Annotated in this window: 17 protein-coding genes; 5 read left to right on the forward strand and 12 right to left on the reverse strand. The window is 36.7% G+C overall.

Annotation, left to right across the window (positions count from 1 at the left end):
* The first annotated feature begins 6 nt into the window (after positions 1–6).
* Positions 7–324 carry a membrane stabilizing protein MspA gene (mspA, locus tag GJE18_RS09140; RefSeq protein WP_060551608.1) on the forward strand — a complete coding sequence of 106 codons (318 nt, stop codon included), beginning with the start codon at positions 7–9 and terminating at the stop codon, positions 322–324.
* A 112-nt stretch (positions 325–436) separates the two neighbouring features.
* On the opposite strand, the gene GJE18_RS09145 is transcribed toward mspA, so the two are convergent.
* From GJE18_RS09145 to GJE18_RS09155, 3 genes are all read right to left on the reverse strand, one after another.
* Complete coding sequence (locus GJE18_RS09145) at positions 437–1,591, reverse strand: aminotransferase class I/II-fold pyridoxal phosphate-dependent enzyme (RefSeq protein ID WP_060551609.1); 1,155 nt, start codon at positions 1,589–1,591, stop codon at positions 437–439.
* A gap of 196 nt (positions 1,592–1,787) precedes the next feature.
* Positions 1,788–4,949: an efflux RND transporter permease subunit gene (locus GJE18_RS09150; RefSeq protein ID WP_165886136.1), complete on the reverse strand. Its 3,162-nt coding sequence runs from the start codon at positions 4,947–4,949 to the stop codon at positions 1,788–1,790.
* Positions 4,950–5,099: 150 nt separating this feature from the next.
* The gene (locus GJE18_RS09155; RefSeq protein ID WP_103345593.1) at positions 5,100–6,350 is read right to left on the reverse strand and encodes a lipid II:glycine glycyltransferase FemX; all 1,251 of its coding nucleotides are present in this window, start codon (positions 6,348–6,350) and stop codon (positions 5,100–5,102) included.
* A 117-nt stretch (positions 6,351–6,467) separates the two neighbouring features.
* Here GJE18_RS09155 and GJE18_RS09160 point away from each other — a divergent pair, with 117 nt between their 5' ends.
* A complete protein-coding gene (locus GJE18_RS09160) occupies positions 6,468–6,722 on the forward strand; it encodes a hypothetical protein (protein WP_060551612.1) in 255 nt (84 codons plus the stop codon).
* Here the strand turns inward: GJE18_RS09160 and GJE18_RS09165 are convergent.
* Entirely contained in the window at positions 6,719–7,480 is a 762-nt protein-coding gene (locus GJE18_RS09165) for a VOC family protein (RefSeq protein WP_165886137.1), read from the reverse strand. The two genes, GJE18_RS09160 and GJE18_RS09165, sit on opposite strands and share 4 nt — an antisense overlap.
* Positions 7,481–7,650: 170 nt before the next feature.
* On the opposite strand from GJE18_RS09165, the gene GJE18_RS09170 reads away from it, so the two are divergent.
* Together GJE18_RS09170 and GJE18_RS09175 are read left to right on the forward strand one after the other, a co-directional pair.
* Entirely contained in the window at positions 7,651–8,100 is a 450-nt protein-coding gene (locus tag GJE18_RS09170) for a MarR family winged helix-turn-helix transcriptional regulator (protein WP_060551614.1), read from the forward strand.
* 315 nt (positions 8,101–8,415) lie between these two features.
* Positions 8,416–10,257: an endonuclease/exonuclease/phosphatase family protein gene (locus tag GJE18_RS09175; protein ID WP_107368272.1), complete on the forward strand. Its 1,842-nt coding sequence runs from the start codon at positions 8,416–8,418 to the stop codon at positions 10,255–10,257.
* A 170-nt stretch (positions 10,258–10,427) separates the two neighbouring features.
* Here the strand turns inward: GJE18_RS09175 and moaA are convergent, their stop codons facing one another.
* The 6 genes from moaA to GJE18_RS09205 are packed head-to-tail and all read right to left on the reverse strand — an operon-like array spanning position 10,428 to position 14,505.
* A complete protein-coding gene (gene moaA / locus GJE18_RS09180; protein WP_060551616.1) occupies positions 10,428–11,450 on the reverse strand; it encodes a GTP 3',8-cyclase MoaA in 1,023 nt (340 codons plus the stop codon).
* A 20-nt stretch (positions 11,451–11,470) separates the two neighbouring features.
* The gene (mobA, locus tag GJE18_RS09185; protein WP_060551617.1) at positions 11,471–12,073 is read right to left on the reverse strand and encodes a molybdenum cofactor guanylyltransferase MobA; all 603 of its coding nucleotides are present in this window, start codon (positions 12,071–12,073) and stop codon (positions 11,471–11,473) included.
* A 9-nt stretch (positions 12,074–12,082) separates the two neighbouring features.
* Entirely contained in the window at positions 12,083–12,316 is a 234-nt protein-coding gene (moaD, locus tag GJE18_RS09190; protein ID WP_037567072.1) for a molybdopterin converting factor subunit 1, read from the reverse strand.
* A complete protein-coding gene (locus GJE18_RS09195) occupies positions 12,313–12,768 on the reverse strand; it encodes a molybdenum cofactor biosynthesis protein MoaE (RefSeq protein WP_060551618.1) in 456 nt (151 codons plus the stop codon). The genes moaD and GJE18_RS09195 overlap by 4 nt, the downstream gene beginning before the upstream one ends.
* A 1-nt stretch (position 12,769) precedes the next feature.
* The gene (mobB, locus tag GJE18_RS09200; RefSeq protein ID WP_060551619.1) at positions 12,770–13,249 is read right to left on the reverse strand and encodes a molybdopterin-guanine dinucleotide biosynthesis protein B; all 480 of its coding nucleotides are present in this window, start codon (positions 13,247–13,249) and stop codon (positions 12,770–12,772) included.
* Positions 13,246–14,505, reverse strand: a complete 1,260-nt coding sequence (locus GJE18_RS09205) for a molybdopterin molybdotransferase MoeA (RefSeq protein ID WP_060551620.1) — start codon at positions 14,503–14,505, stop codon at positions 13,246–13,248. Before GJE18_RS09205 ends, mobB begins: the two co-directional genes overlap by 4 nt.
* Positions 14,506–14,572: 67 nt before the next feature.
* Between GJE18_RS09205 and moaC the strand changes: the two genes are divergently transcribed.
* Entirely contained in the window at positions 14,573–15,061 is a 489-nt protein-coding gene (gene moaC, locus GJE18_RS09210) for a cyclic pyranopterin monophosphate synthase MoaC (protein WP_107368271.1), read from the forward strand.
* Between the two features lie 91 nt (positions 15,062–15,152).
* Here moaC and GJE18_RS09215 read toward each other — a convergent pair whose 3' ends face one another.
* Both GJE18_RS09215 and GJE18_RS09220 read right to left on the reverse strand, forming a co-directional pair.
* A complete protein-coding gene (locus GJE18_RS09215) occupies positions 15,153–15,653 on the reverse strand; it encodes a MogA/MoaB family molybdenum cofactor biosynthesis protein (protein ID WP_103345601.1) in 501 nt (166 codons plus the stop codon).
* 11 nt (positions 15,654–15,664) lie between these two features.
* On the reverse strand, positions 15,665–16,669 hold the full coding sequence (locus GJE18_RS09220; RefSeq protein WP_060551623.1) for a ThiF family adenylyltransferase: 1,005 nt from the start codon (positions 16,667–16,669) through the stop codon (positions 15,665–15,667).
* Positions 16,670–16,877: the final 208 nt, after the last annotated feature.

The following is a 16,877-nucleotide window of genomic DNA, read 5'->3' on the forward strand; positions in this document are numbered from 1 at the left end:
AAACCAATGCTCATATACTTCCTTTTATTGCCGATATTATATTTAGTTATCAGTTACATTAGCATATTTAAAATGCAAGTAAAGTTAGCAACAATTTTACGTCTCTTAATGGGACTCATTTTAATAATTGTCATTGCAACTTCATTAATTTATTACACATGGATGACATGGTGGGTGTTTGTCGTGTTACTCTTATTAGTTGCTAACGTAGAGACAACTGCATTCAAACACGGAAAAAATGATAAAAAAGGCGTAGACATATTAAATATGATGACCGTACTCATAGTTGTTATTTATGTCATTTTAGCAATTGTACTTTTATAAATGACGCTTCATATTTAACGTCCCTTTAATATTCACCTTAAAAGTTGTGATTGAGGTATCAACTTTTAAGGTTTTTTCTATATCTTCTCCACTTTATACTCATTTATCATGTTCAAGAATGGTAGCATTCAGCAATAGATGTCAGTCGACGCAGTGCTTCTTTTAACTGTACTTCATCAATTGCAAAGGACACACGCACATAACCTTCCCCTTGTATGCCAAACGGATGACCCGGCGCTACTAAAATAGAACACTTTTTTAATAAATATGCTACAAATTGATCACTCGTAAACCCTGGAGGGCATGGCAACCACAAGAATATGCCACCTTTAATTGGCTCAAAAGGAATTTTCGCGACCGTTAGTGCTTCCTCTATAATATCTCTTCGCTTTTTAAACGTTTGTGCTTGAAGACGCAACACATCGTCACATTCATTTAACGCAACGGTGCATGCATCTTGTAACGCCCCATACATACCCGCTTGTGTATGTGTATGATATTTTTTCAATTGACGTATCATATCTTCATTTCCTACTGCAAAACCTACACGATACCCCGACATGTTATAGCCCTTTGAAAATGAAAACACTTCAATCGCACGTGTTTTCGCACCTTTTGCTGCAAGAATACTAGGATTGGCTGCATCAAAACCAAAAGCCTGATAAGCAAAATCATGGACAATCATCGTCTCTGTACCTTCAAAATGATTTATTGTCTCTTGAAAGAATTCGGGTGTCGCAACAGAGCCAGTAGGGTTATTCGGATAAGTTAAATACACTAACTTAGCTTGAGAGGTGTCTAACTTATCCCATTGCGGAAGATACCCATGTTCTGGATACAATTTCATCGCATGTGGCTGACCATGAGCAAGTAAGACACCCGCTTCATAATCTGTATAACCTGGATCTGGTAATAATACCTCGTCCCCTGGCTCAATAACACAAGTAGGTAGCGCCACCAAACCATTTTTTGTACCATAAAATAAACACACTTCCGTTTCAGGATCTAACGACACATTAAAATGACGTTGATAAAAACGGACGATAGCTTGTTTAAATGTACTTTTACCTTGAAATGCCAAATATTTTTGATTCTCTGGTACCCGAATGGCATCTGTGAGTGCATCTAAAATACGTTCAGGCGTATTGGCGTCCGGAATACCTACTGCCAAATTGATCAAAGGCAAAGGTCCATGTTCCACCGCTTTCCCCATCGTTTTTCCAAAGTAACTTTCTGGAATACGCTTTAAAATTGATGTTTCTTTCATAAGATGTCCCCCTTTGAATATCATGTTAAATGGCGTAATGATACATAAAAGGGAAGAACATGACCTCTTAAGGATGCACGCTTCCCTTTTATGGTTAACGCATAATTTAGGCTGAAACAAGTGATAGACTATATGGCAATACTACAATATAGTAGTCAACGTATTTCTAATAGCCTACCAAAATCATAAGAATTCGTCAATTTGCCTTTTTACGCGTAAATTTATTTTTTAAAGTAAAAAAGATTTCGTATATCACTGGGACTACGATTAACGTTAATAATGTTGAAGATAATAGTCCTCCAATGACTGTGGCAGCTAACCCTTTAGAAATTAATACTGAGCTATTTTGTCCAAAAAGTAACGGCACTAATGCGCCAATCGTTGCAATTGCAGTCATTAATATAGGTCTAATACGCGTTCCACCCGCTTCTATTAATGCTGCTTGCATTGGCATGCCTGACTTTTCATTATTGATGACACGATCAATCAATACAATTGCATTCGTGACAACGATCCCGATTAACATCAGTAAACCAATCATACTAGGCACCGAAAGGGTTTCTCCTGTCGCTATTAACGCAATCACCACACCAATAACGGTATATGGTAATGAAAATAAAATTGTAAACGGCGCAAGTCCACCTTTAAACGTTAGCACTAATACTAAATAAACAATAATGATTGCTGCACCCATCGCAAGTAACAATTGAGAAAATGCTTCAGTGATATCATCATTGGTGCCACCAACTTGAGTTTTAACATTGTGCGGTGTGTCCATTTTTGAAAGTTTTTGAGAGACTTCTTGTGTTATTGTTCCGACATCTTTACCAGAAAAATTCGCAGTAATCGTACTCGTGTAATCCCCTTTTTCTTTCACAAGTGCATTTGGCGTCGTCGTTTGGTGTAATTGCGCAATGTCACTCAATTTAAGATTTGGATTCTGAGGTGACGGTATCGGTGTATTTTCGAGTTTTTTCTGCGTCCATTGCGTCTCTTTGTTTTGCTTAACAACCACATCATATGTTTGACGGTCAGCTTTAATTTTTGAAATGGTCATATCTGGTATATTTTGATTCAGTAATAGTGCAAGCTGTCCTGCTGTAATACCATTTTCGCTTGCACGTTGTTGATCTATCTTCACTTCATATTGCGCATAAGTTTCGGTTAAATCTGATTTCACATTTGTTAAACCTTTCACTTGAGCCATGCGTTGCTCAACCTTTTTTACAGTACCTTTTATCGCTTCTGTAGATGGGCCTGTAACCTGAACTTCGAGCTGATTGGAGCCTGTTCCTGTACTCATATCAAGATTTTGCCAATCTCCTGCATGATGATATGAGGCAATATGTTTTAATACTCGCTCTGGTTCTGTTTTGAAATTCGGTGTATCACTATCATATTCGACCATTAATGCGGTACTGTTCGTACTTCCTGTAGGGTCAGCCGGAGAAGGGCCACCCACTGAGTACTGTACATTTCTCACATGTGGTTTATGATTCAAATACTTTTGAACTTGTTCAGCATTTTTTAATACATCGTCTTTGGTTTCACCTGGTTTTGGCTTATAGGTTAATGCCATAAATTTATCTTCACCAGTAGAAATAAAGCTCGTACCGATTTTCATACTACCGAGCACCACACTACCGATTAATAGCAGAGTACTTAAAATAATAACAATCCACTTATGATTCAGGCTCCATGATAAAACACGACGATATCCCTGTCCTAACTTTCCAAGATGATGTTTCGGTTGCTTTCTTAAACCATTTTTAAAAAATACTGATCCTAGCACAGGTACGATTGTGATAGATACAAGTAATGACGCAAGTAAACTGAATGTTACCGCATACGCAAATGGTCTAAACATTTCACCTACTGAACCTGTTACAAAGGCGAGTGGTAAAAAGACCACGATGGTCACTATCGTTGATGACATAATCGGGATAAATACTTCTTTCGTCGCTTGAATGATTAATGGGTCACCTGTGAGCTTTTCATCCTTTTTCGCTAATCGTCTATAGATATTCTCAATGACAACAATTGCATCATCAATCACTCGGCCGACTGCCACAGTTAAAGCACCTAACGTTAAAATATTTAATGAAACATCCATAAGCTTTAATGCAACCATTGCGATCAGAATAGACAATGGAATCGATACGACAGAGATGGCAGTCATCTTGATATTTCTTAAAAATAGCAATATCACTATAATTGCAACGATGGCACCTAACAATGCTTTTTCAATCATCGTCGATAGCGCATCTTTAATTGGCTTTGCAGTATCCATGATCTTGACTGTTTTAAGGTTGTCCTGTGTTTTAACAAAGTCTTTAATCGTTTGATCCACTTCATTCGCTACAGCTACTGTATTGGCATCTTGAGCTTTAACAATTTGGACGTCCACAGCATCTTTTCCATTTGTTTTTGATATAGATTTGCGTTCATCTTGAAGTTTTATAGTCGCAAGTGATTTTAATGGTACCGTCTCCTGTGGTGATGAATTGTTCCCGCCTTGGGATGCAACCATAGGAGGGGAATTTGTCCCATTCTCGCTTTGCCCTTGATTTTTATTATCAGATTGCCCCATAGATGAAGGCGGTTGCGATGCAATTGCCAATGGTATTTCTAGATTTTCAAGCGCATCCATTGATGTAAATTGACCATCTATGACTACTGATTTTTCAGTATTGCCAAATTGAAATAATCCTAAAGGCGTTTCTTTCGAAGCATTTTTAATATAGTCGGAAACTTGTTGCTGGTTTAATCCGACTTCTTGGAGTTTTTGATCATTAAACGTTATTGTAGCTTGACGTGATGTCTGACCATTTACCGTCGCTCGTTGCACACCTTTAATTTCTTGTAATTTAGGAATCAACTCATCCTCTACAGCCTTTGTCGTTGCTTTTACATCATTATGTTGATTTATAAATGAATACGCGACAACAGGAAATGCATACATTGAATTCCGCTTAATCTCAGGGTCTTTCACACCATCAGGTAAAGACATTTTTTGAAGCGTTTTTTGTAATTCTTGCTCTGCTTTATCTAAATCAGTTTGATCATCAAATTTGACAGTGATCAACGATGCGTTAGATAAAGATTCTGTTTTTACACTTGTTACATCCGCCATTCCCCTAATTTCTTCATCTATAGGATTACTGACTTCTTTCATCACCGTCTCAGGTGTAGCACCTGGCATTGTGGTTGTAATTGTCATCATAGGTGGTTCAGTATCTGGCAACAATTCTAATTTCATTTTGAAACTAGAATACACCCCGCCCAAAATAACGAGTAATACCATTAACATAATTGCAAATTGATTTGATAGTGAAAAATCTATCAACTTTTTAATCACTTACATCGCCCCTTTATTCCTCTAAATGCTTTATTTACCTATCTATATACTCAAAACGTGATGATTTATGTGCACTGAATCACAACACTATATATAAAAAACGATGAAGTATGTTTCATTTGAGGTCACTTCATCGCTTTATCTATCTACTTATGAATTTTTCAACTTACGTATGATTTTGATTTTTAATTGTGTTAATTGCGGTTTAAACTGTTCTACTGCTTTATATACAATCGGGTTTAACACAAAATCGAATTCACCTATTTTTTCGCTTAAATAAGTACCCCAAGCTTTTTTAAACGTCCATAAGCCATAATGACTTGAATCTTTATCTGGATTATTATCTGTTCCGCCAAAATCATATGTTTTAGCACCTTTTTCACGCGCATATTGCATCATCTTAAATTGCATATGATGATTTGGTAAGAAATCACGATGATCATTAGATGACGCGCCATATAAGTAATAAGATTTATGACCACAGAACATTAAAAGGGCACCAGATAAATATCGCCCTTCAGGATGTGTTCGCTCCAGATTTTCTAAATCCTGAATTAAACTATCCGTTTTTTGTTGTTTATTTTTCAAATCATTGATTTTATTCAATGTTTTTTTATCTTGTTTTTTGGCTTTCAATCTTGCTTCTTCTTTATCTTGTTCTTGACGTTCTGCACGTAGTTCTTCTAAAACAGGTTTCGGTTCAAGTTTTACTAAAAACAATTCTGCATCACCATCTTCATGTAACGCATCGTAAATTGTTTCAAAGTAAGAGACATCTCGCGTTAAAAAGCCATCACGTGCACCCGTTTCTTTCATCAAATCCGCAAAAATCTTTAAATCTTCACGGCCCTTACGTTCTACTTTTGTTCCACGTTTTAAAGCTAAGCGCACTTTAGAACGATTACGGTTGTCGAAGCTTTTAATTAAAGCATCGTCCGTTTGATCTAATGGTGTAATCATAGTCATACGTGGCTGTATATAATCTTTAGAAAGACCATCTTTAAAACCTTTATGCTTAAACCCTAAAGACTTAAGACTGTTTACAACTGAATGTCCCTCGTCTACCTCTACATCTGGATCAATTTTAATTGTATATGCCTTTTCAGCTTTAGCGAGTTTGATGGCTTCAGCTAACAATGTTTTCACAGCTAATGTTTCTGAATAATCCACGACAAAACCGCGAGAAGCGTAACATAGTGTGAAAGGTGTACGTGGTATTTTTTTGAAAAGAAGTTGAGCGACGCCTTTGATATCTCCATTTTCACCTACTGCGATGCGTTTTGCATACCATCCTGTTAATTTTTTTGTTTCACCCCACTTTGTGAGTTGAAGCAAATCACCATTTGGATGATTTTTCACAAATGCATCATGTTCTTGATCCGTGATATTGATTAATTTCATATCTACTGACTCCTTTAAATCTGCTTTGCCCATATTTATTTTAACCTAAGCGGTATATCCATTTCTTATATTCATAAAAGGATATGCTATACTTAAATTGAAAATGGAGGCCTTCACATGAGAAATATTGTTTTAATTATTTTAACACTCATTCAACTTATTGTATTCATGATTTCAATGATTTATATGATTAAAATAGATTTCTTGAGTTTGCGTATTATGCTAGTAGCTTTAACGACTGTATTAGCTATTTTCTTTATTTTATTGCATGAATCGAAGTGGCAATTATATATAGCATGCATCGCACTCATTTTAGCATTGATTCATATAGGTTGGTTAATTCGAACGATTTATCTTGTCATCTACGCTTAATTTGGAATAAATTGATAATTTGCGCCATGCGTGCGTATTAAAACAGGTGCCTCTATCGTTGTATCTGTGATATATACCGTATCTATCACATCTTGCCGGCCTTCAGTAATTTTAAATTTTACTTTTTTAGCTGGACTGTATAAAACCGTATGTTTATCAGTTTCTTCAATGGTTTCCATATCAAACCACCGTTTCCAATTATAAACCATTGTTTGACGTTGGTGCGTTTTAAACTCTACCATATCAATGTTCAAATGAGATTGAAATACATCTTTTAAGTCTTCGTAGCGACTTTCATCATCTTGGTTCCATTGAATGAAAAAGGGCATCATCATATCATACGCATGGTCGTTAACATAGAGTAATTTCCATTCTATAAGATGGCCTTTTTTATTATATCGCGTCATTTTTACAGGACCAACCGTTTGCAACCCACGTTCTTGAAACTGTGTTTTTAATAGGTGAATATCTTTTGTACGAAAACAAATTTTTTTAAACCCTTGTTTGTAACCATTCTTCATAACAGCAGTTGCAAAAGACAATTTTCCCTCTTGTGTTTTAGATTGATGCTTTATTTTACCTTTATCAAAAACATCTATCAGTTCTATGTACGATAGGTCGATTTGGACTAAACGGTTAAATGTCCCTAACTTTTCATGTTGCCCGCCTTTGTGAATTTTTAGAAATTCTTCCGGAAATTCAAAATGATTGAGCCCTTTTACATAATGAATAATATGATCCAGTTCGATATCGACCATATGTGCTCCTCCTCAATTACGTCTTACTTTCTATTTTATCAAAGTTTTACCATAATAGCTCTTACGTATACCCTCATTTACCATTACCTTAAATCTTAATTAGTATCAAAAGCGCTTTCCAATATGCATGATATAATACGATTAACGTTAATACTGAAAGGAAGTTATCTATGAAACCTTCATTACTTTTTGACAGTTTCACTAAACTTTACCGTCCTTATATAAAAATGGTTCAACCTATAATGACCGACTATGACTTACATCCTGCGCAATGGTTGATTCTTAAAGATATCGCAGTCAACGTTGATACAACACTTGTACAAATTTCAAAACGTCGGTCCATTGAAAAACCAACCACACGTAAAATTTTAAAAGCACTTGAAGCACGTGAATGGATTGTTGCACGAACTGGGGAAGATCGTAGAGAAAAATTACTTCAACTCTCTCCTAAAGGACAGGACGTTTATGAACACATGACCTCTAAAATCGCGACGCTACAACAACAACACCTTGAAGCGTTAAATATTTCAGAAGAAGAATATTATCGGACAGTTGAGATACTCGATCAACTATACGATTCAATGATTTCTCATATCAAAACACAACATACATCATTTTAATATGCATGCTTGAAATCCTAATGTGGCTTGCGTACAGTACTCAATATAGCGTGCTAACGACAATCTATGGCGCGATACATTATATCTATCGCACACGCTATTATGCGCAACGAGTATTTGATTTCTACATCAATACCCGTTATGTCGTCTTATTATGTGAATAAACCATTGTATTTATGATAAGCGACGCTCAAGAACCCTGTGCTTAAAACCCTAATTTTAAAATGATTTTACCCTTTTTTTACATGTTTTTAATCTAAATAAATATTGATACTGATATACTTAAATAAATTAATAAATTGTTAGGAGTGTTATTTGGTGAAGAAATTATTTGTTTCCTGTCTTTCTATTGGTTTAATAAGTTCTACAATCGCTTTAACACCTATTGATGCGCACACATCAACGAAACTTCAAATTCACGATATCCAAGGCGATACATATGTATCAAAATATGCAAATCAGCATGTAGATGGCGTTGAAGGAATTGTCACATTTCAATATACGCTTAACGGACAGCATTACTTTCATTTACAAACGCCTGACCATTTAGCGGACAATAACCCAAACACGTCTGAAGGTATTATAGTTTTTGCGGGTAAAGAAAAACCTCGTGTCAAAGTTGGAGATGCTGTTGAAGTCTCGGGCCTTGTATCTGAATATCCCATTGAAGGGTATAAAGAAAAACAAAAAACGGACCAACCTTTAACTGAAATCGATGCAAGATATAGTAAACAAGGTAAAATCAAAGTGATTCGTAACAATCAACCTTTACCAAAACCTATAAAAATTAAACGAGTACCATCTAAAATAGCTTCTACAGATGGACGCTTTAATCCGAAAAAATATGCATTAGACTATTGGGAATCACTAGAAGGTATGCGCGTTCAAGTAGATAATGTTCGCAGCGTCGGACCGCAAGAGCATGGAGATATTTTTACTGTAAATGATAATGTACGTAAAGAAACCATCCATGATGGCATCTTATTAAAAGAACGTAGTGCCAATGGGCAACGCATTCCTTTTAAAGTACATGGCCCTTTACAACAAACACGTAACTTTGATGTGTCAACAGGTGATCAATTCAAAGGACCATTGATTGGATATGTCAACTATGGCTATCAAAATTACAAGATTAATATTGATTATGATACTATGAAAAAAGCGCATGTCAAAGGTCCCGCACAGCCACAAGGCACATCATTAACGCCTTCAAAGGATAAATTGACGATGGCATCTTATAATCTTGAAAACTTTTCTAACAATCCCAACTCAACGACGGATGATAAAGCACAAAAGTTAGCGCATGGTATTGTCAGTCATATGAAAAATCCTGATATTGTTGGGGTAACCGAAGTACAAGATAATGACGGTCCTGGTGTTGGAGGTCCTGAAGCAAATGAATCCTACCAACGCTTAATTGATGCCATTAAAGCAGATGGTGGTCCAACGTATGCTTTTAAAAGTATAGATCCAGAAATGAACCAAGACGGAGGTCAACCTAATGCAAACATACGTGTCGGTTTTCTTTATCGTCCCGATCGCGTCTCTTTCAACAAGAATATTAAGCCTGGAGATGCCAAAACGAGCGTGAGCTATAGAGACGGACATTTATCACATAATCCTGGTCGCATAGCACCATCGAATCCGGCATTTAATAATTCTAGAAAACCACTTGCAGCTGAATTTACATTTAAAGGTAAACAAATTATTGCAATTGTAAATCATTGGAATTCTAAAAATGGAGATGATCCATTATTTGGTAAAAAACAACCTGCTGAGCGCCGTAGCGAAATACAACGTGTGCAAATGGCTAAAGCTGTAGGAGAATTTGTACAACACGTCCAATCTCAAAATCCGAAAGCCAACATCATCTCTGTAGGAGACTATAACGATTTCCAATGGTCGCAAGCGCTTAAAACATTCGAACAATATCAAATGGTGAATCTCGTGAACAGCGTACCCTCAACATCACGTTATTCTTATAATTACCAAGGAAATGCGCAGACGCTAGACCATGTTTTTGTATCTAAGCATTTAAAATCACGTTCTAAATTAGACATGATACATGTCAACAGTGATTTTACTGATATGTCAGGTCGTGCCAGTGATCACGATCCATTGTTAGCACAAATTGATTTTTCCAAAAATAAACGCTAAGATGATTAAGTCTATCCAAGGTATCGTTCTATCAAGGCATGATTGCCGCATTATTTAGGAGCTTACCTTTATTCATATCAATGCACTTATGCCTCACAAATTATCATTAAAAAAGAGCAATGAACACATTGGAAATAAAGTGTACTCATTGCTCTTTTGTATTATAGTGATTAACCACCAATATAATTCATATTGATTTTTTTCTTCCGTCGATTTTCTACTGTTTGCGCTGTTCGTTCATCTGAGTAACGGTCGTCGCGCAAGTGCCAAAGCTGTTTCACTTTAGCTTCAATTTCATCGTCATCAAGACCACTACGTAACAGTTTTCGAATATCATAACCTTCAACCGAACTAAAGAGGCAACCGTAAAATTTTCCATCTGATGACAGTCTCGCTCTCGTACAAGTCGAACAAAATGAATCTGATACACTTGTAATCAAACCAAACTGAGATGTCGCACCTTTATGTCTATAATATTTCGCCACCTCACCATAATATTTAGGTTGAACTGGTTCAATATCAAAATGCGTTTCTATCATTTTTAACATCTCGTCTTTTGTAATTACTTTAGAAAAGTCCCATCCATTATCATTACCTACATCCATAAATTCGATGAAACGTATTGTAACGCGTTTATCTTTAAAATAGTCTAACATTGGGATGATTTGGTCGTCATTAACCCCTTTTTGAACGACCACATTCACCTTGACTTGAAATCCTATAGAAACAGCATAATCAATTTGTTCTAAAACGGTACGTGCTTTAATATTACGATTATTGATTGATTGAAAAATAGCATCATCAATTGCATCTAAACTCACATTGATCCTTCTTAGACCAGCATCATACAATTTTTGACCATGTTTTTTTAATAATAAGCCATTTGTCGTCAATCCAATGTCTTCAATACCATCAATGCGCGTCAATAATCGAATCAAATGATCTAAATCACGACGTAATAAAGGTTCCCCACCCGTAATGCGTACTTTTTTAACACCTAGGTAGGCATAAATTTGCGTAATTCGCGCAATTTCTTCAAATGTTAAAAGTTGATCTTTAGGTAAAAATACATAGTCATCCCCAAAAATTTCTTTAGGCATACAATAATCACATCTGAAATTACATCGATCTGTTACGGAAATGCGCAAATCACGGATAGGACGTCCTAATTTATCTAAAATTTGATCGGTCATTATTGCGCCTCCCCTCTCGTTTATCGATTGATTTCTGTTTTTAATGCTAAAAGGTCTTCTTGATAATTAATATTCCGATACCAATACGATGGTGCCTGAACTTTCGTCACATCTAACCAATCTGTAGAAACAGCTTGATATACACGACGCATACTAAAATCTTCCCCATGTAACGCCGCTTCTATTTCAGGCAATATGGCCTTATGATAAAACGCGATCGTTGGTATTGGATGGCCATCGGCTTTGAATCCTGCAACCACTAATTGAGATTCAATCAAATTAGAAATTAAAAATTGGTACAATTGGCTAATGGCTTTATCCGTAATCATCGGTGTATCGACGGACACCACAAAATATAAATCTTCATCTGTTTGAGACATGACTGAATATAAACCACTTAGCGGCCCTTTACTTTTGTGTTGCGGTACATCTGTAATAACCGTAAACGTGTCAAATTGCGGTGCTAACGTGTCATTTGAACTAATAATGATTTCATTAAACATATTGGTCGACACGAGTGTGTGGTATATTTTATCAATAAATGTTTGATTGTCTATTTTTGCAAATGCTTTAGGTGTACCGAAGCGCGTGGATTCGCCTCCAGCTAAAATAATGGCTTTCATTGGAATAGCTTAACCTCCACTTACTGGTGGTATCAATGCCACCACATCATTCGGCTTAATCACTTCATCTGCTTGAACGAATTCTTCGTTCACAGCAACTTGAAATTTCTTTCCTTGAATTACAGGATACGTTTGATATAAGTGAGATTTTAATGCTTCAACCGTTACTTCATAATCAAAATGAAAATGATCTTCTGACCGGTCTAACAATTCTTTAATTTCAGCAAAATATAATATTTTCACGATTGGCCTCCTTGGTTGATTGCGTCATCATGATAGCCTCGCTGATGCCCTTGCCACTCAGCACCATCTTCCCATATTTCTTTCTTCCATATCGGAACAACTTCTTTAATGCGTTCAATCGCATACTCATTTGCGCGATAGGCATCTTTTCGGTGTGGCGAAGATACGCTAATTACAACAGCGATATCTTTTATATTTAATGCGCCAATACGGTGTGCAATGGCTGTAATCGTTCCAGGCCATCGTTCTTGAATTTCATCACCAATTTGCGCTAGTTTTTTCTCTGCCATCGGTACGTAGGCTTCGTATTCAAGGTGCTCTGTACGAATGCCTTTAGTCCATTCACGAACATGACCTGTAAACACAACAACTGCACCTTGATTTTCATTTAACGTCCATTCCCGATACTGTTCAGGATGGAGGGGTTCTGATGTCACTTCGAATTGTTTCAAGTTAATCATCCTTTGCTTCTGATAACCATGTTTGTAACACTGCATCAACATGACTATAATCGATGTCAGTCTCTAATCGTTGAATACGATATTTAACGTTTGATAATTGTGTCAATGCATGTAACTCAGCTTCATTACGATATAAAATGATTTTATCATAAGGCGCGTGCTTATAACCTTCAATTAAAATGATACTGTTCTTTATCGTAACACAGTCTTTTATTAAAGTCTCTAAGGCGATTCCCTCATTTTTTTGTATTGTCTCAATAAAATCATGACCTTGTACAATACTTTGATCTGCACCCGCCATAAAATGTTTCATATGATCGACATTGTTAGTGGGTAATGTAATTTCCTCACCTTCATGACCATGGTGTTTAATCGTAACTACGGGGTAACCTTGTGCTTTGAAAAAACGTACGGCATGTGCGACAAGTGTGGTTTTCCCACTGTTTTTATAGCCTACAACTTGTAATATCATACGTATAAATCCTGCTGATAATAATCCGTTGCTGTTAACAAGGCCTCTACACGTTGTCCTGTTATATATCCGCGTGTACCGCTTGGCAATACCATTATCGCATTGCTATGCGCAATAGCTACAACAGCACCTGATTTATTAAATCCTGATGGCTTCACAGTCGCTTCTTTTCCATTTAATGTTGCCGTTGCACGTACAAAACGCGTAAATGGATTAGGTTTTTTAAAATCTTCCATTAATGTAGCATTTACCATTGCTGGGTAGTAATGCGTCGCACCCATCATCCGATATATTGAAGGTTTCACAAACAGCTCAAAACCTGTATAACATGCCGAGGGATTACCTGAAAGTCCAAATAAATACGTGTCTTCCGTCACCGCTACCGTCGTCACACTACCAGGACGCATGGCAACTTTATTAAAGAGTACGGTCGCATTTAGCGCACGATAAATATCTGGAAGATAGTCAAAATCACCGACGGATACACCACCAGTAGTAATCACAATGTCATGTTTTTGCACCGCTTGACGCACCGCATCTAAGCTACTTTCAAAATCATCTTGTTGAATTTTATAGACATATGACGAGATATTTTCTGCTCTTAATAATGCATGTATCATAGGACCATTAGAATTACGTATTTTACCAGGTTCAAGTTCATCTTCCACATCTAACAATTCACTGCCTGTCGCAATGATGGCAACCGAGGGTTTCGTAAATACGGGTACATGTCGGTATCCAAAAGTTGCTAAAACAGCAATGCCCCCTGCATTAATACGTTGTCCTTGTTTCAGTACAATATCACCTGTCGTCGTTTCTTCACCTTTTAAAGCAACATTCTCATGGGGTGTAAAAGGTTTCCGTAACGTAAAGCCTTCATCAGTTTGTACCGTTTGTTCTAGCATCACAACCGCATCTGCACCTTGTGGCATTTCAGCTCCAGTCATAATGCGCACAGCTTCTCCTTCACCTAATGTTGCTTCAGAGATTGATCCTGCACCGATATGATCAATCACTTTAAAAGCAATACGATTTGTGCCACTTGCACCAACAGTATCTTGACTTCTTATCGCAAAGCCATCATAGGGTGATTTATTAAACCTCGGAATGTCGTATGTGGCTACAATATCTTCAGCGAGGATATATCCATCTGCTTCATATAAATCAACTCTTGTTTTAGGTAGACGTATCTGTTCTTTTACACAACGCTGTATCGCTTCGATAACAGGAATTGGTTGTCTTTTTTCAAGTGTCATAATGTACACTCCTAACATTTATTGTATTTCATGCTATACTATCCTTGATTTAATAAGGAGGTATAACATGACGGAATTTACGCATATTAATACACAAGGCAATGCAAAAATGGTGGATGTTTCCCACAAAGATATAACGAAACGTACTGCCATTGCGCATTCAAGCATTCAAGTCAATGATACAATTTATAATCAAATCATTAACAATACAGCTAAAAAAGGGAATGTGTTAAATACAGCTCAAATCGCAGGTATTATGGCTGCAAAGAACACTGCTACAATCATTCCTATGTGTCATCCCCTTCCACTTACAGGTATAGATATCCAATATGAATGGCGTCAGGAGGACACACACTTTACACTTCATATTACTAGCAGAGTTTCTACTACTGGTAAAACGGGTGTAGAAATGGAAGCATTAACAGCAGCCTCTATTACAGCTTTAACCATTTATGATATGTGTAAAGCCGTTGATAAAGGGATGATTATCGGAGAGACATACCTTATTGAAAAAACAGGTGGCAAATCCGATTTTAATCGTTCATCCTCACAATAGCACACTGTATAATGACATAAAGACAATGCGTTGGGACGTCAAATCTACCTGCTATCATCCGATTTTCGTCCCACTTATTGTCTTATAGATACTACTTATTCAATTCGTGAACAAGATGATTGAGTTCTGGCATAATTAATTTTCGCATGCCTAATGTCACCGCACCTGTAGAACCAGGTAAGCAAAACACCAATTGTGACCCTACAGAACCACCTATAGCACGTGATAACAAAGCCCTACTTCCTACATCTTCTGCATAACTTAAATATCTGAATAACTCTCCAAAGCCTTCGATTTCTTTTTGTAATAACGGTTTAACAGCTTCAATGGTGCAATCTCGTTGTGCAATTCCTGTGCCACCAGTTGTAATAATCACTTCAACACCGTCATTTAACCATGTTGTTACTTGTGATTGGATTGCAGATTGGTCATCTTTTACAATTTTGTAGCAATCTTCCGAAATGTGCGTGTTCAGTTCATTGAGCAATTGTATTACTAATTTGCCACCTTTGTCCGTCTCTTGCGTTCTTGTATCTGAAACGGTTAACACCGCACATGAAATATCTCTACCTATGTTCACATTTGTATGCATTGTCTGTCTCCTTATCCGAATAGTTGATTGATGATTGTATACGCCTTATCCGTTTCTTTTATGCCGTGAATTAACAGACGACCACTTTGAAACGCAATCATGCGATGATGTTGAAATTCAAATTGCACCATATAACCATTACTTTTATATGCGATATGACGCTGTTCCAGAAATTCAATTAATGTCTTGATATCTAATTCAGGGTGTTGGTACTGAACTGTATCACGACCACACAGGGACGCAATATGAGATTGTTGTTGCTCCAAATATGGGTACGTTGGATGTTGCCCACATGTGGGACAGTCGTCACGTTGTAATTTACTAAAACCAAACGTGTGATGTGTCCCTTCCCAAATGTCACCATATGTCAACTTAGGTTTAAAGGGTGTTTCAGTTAAAATTTTCAAAGCATCTTTAAGTTGAAAACTTGTCGTCATGGTTACAGCTGGTTGAATCACACCCACCGTATCACATGTTAAATTCATTGACGGTATTTGAGGCACTAAGCATTGGAAACATGGTGTTTTTCCCGGAATAAATGGGGCCTCTACATATGTACTACGAACGACGCCGCCATAAATCCAAGGAATTTGATGCTTGAATGCTACATCATTAATTACCATTCTAGTCTCGAAGTTATCTGTCGCATCCATAATGAGATCGACACCATCAATAAGCGCATTTAACGTGTATACATCTGCATGATCAATGACTGCTTCAATTAAAACATCTGAACGAATCGCTTTTAATACGCGTTCAGCAGCGACCACTTTAGGTATCGCATGATGCGCGTCTTCCTCAGTAAACAACGTTTGACGTTGTAAATTAGATGCTTCAATGTAATCGCGATCAATGATGCGTAGTTGTTTTACACCTGCCCGAACTAACCCTTCAGCAAGATGCGTACCTAACGCACCCATTCCGACGATTAAAACAGTCTTCGAATTTATTTTATGTTGTCCCTCTGTTCCAATTTCTTGGAATAACATTTGTCTTGAATAACGATTTTGCATCATATTATGTACCTTTCTAACATCATCTATGTTATCTATTATAAAGTTAAGTTGAATCGGTCTCAAAGAAATGACTTTATAATCAAGTTTTCTCTATTTAATACTAATGTATATGATAAATAAAATAAATTCATCCCGTAAAAGCACGCTTTTTAAGGAGTAAAATCCCTATATGATGCTAAATAGAACAAGTGGCTCCAACATAAAATAA

This window comes from Staphylococcus agnetis (assembly GCF_011466855.1).
GTDB lineage: Bacteria > Bacillota > Bacilli > Staphylococcales > Staphylococcaceae > Staphylococcus > Staphylococcus agnetis.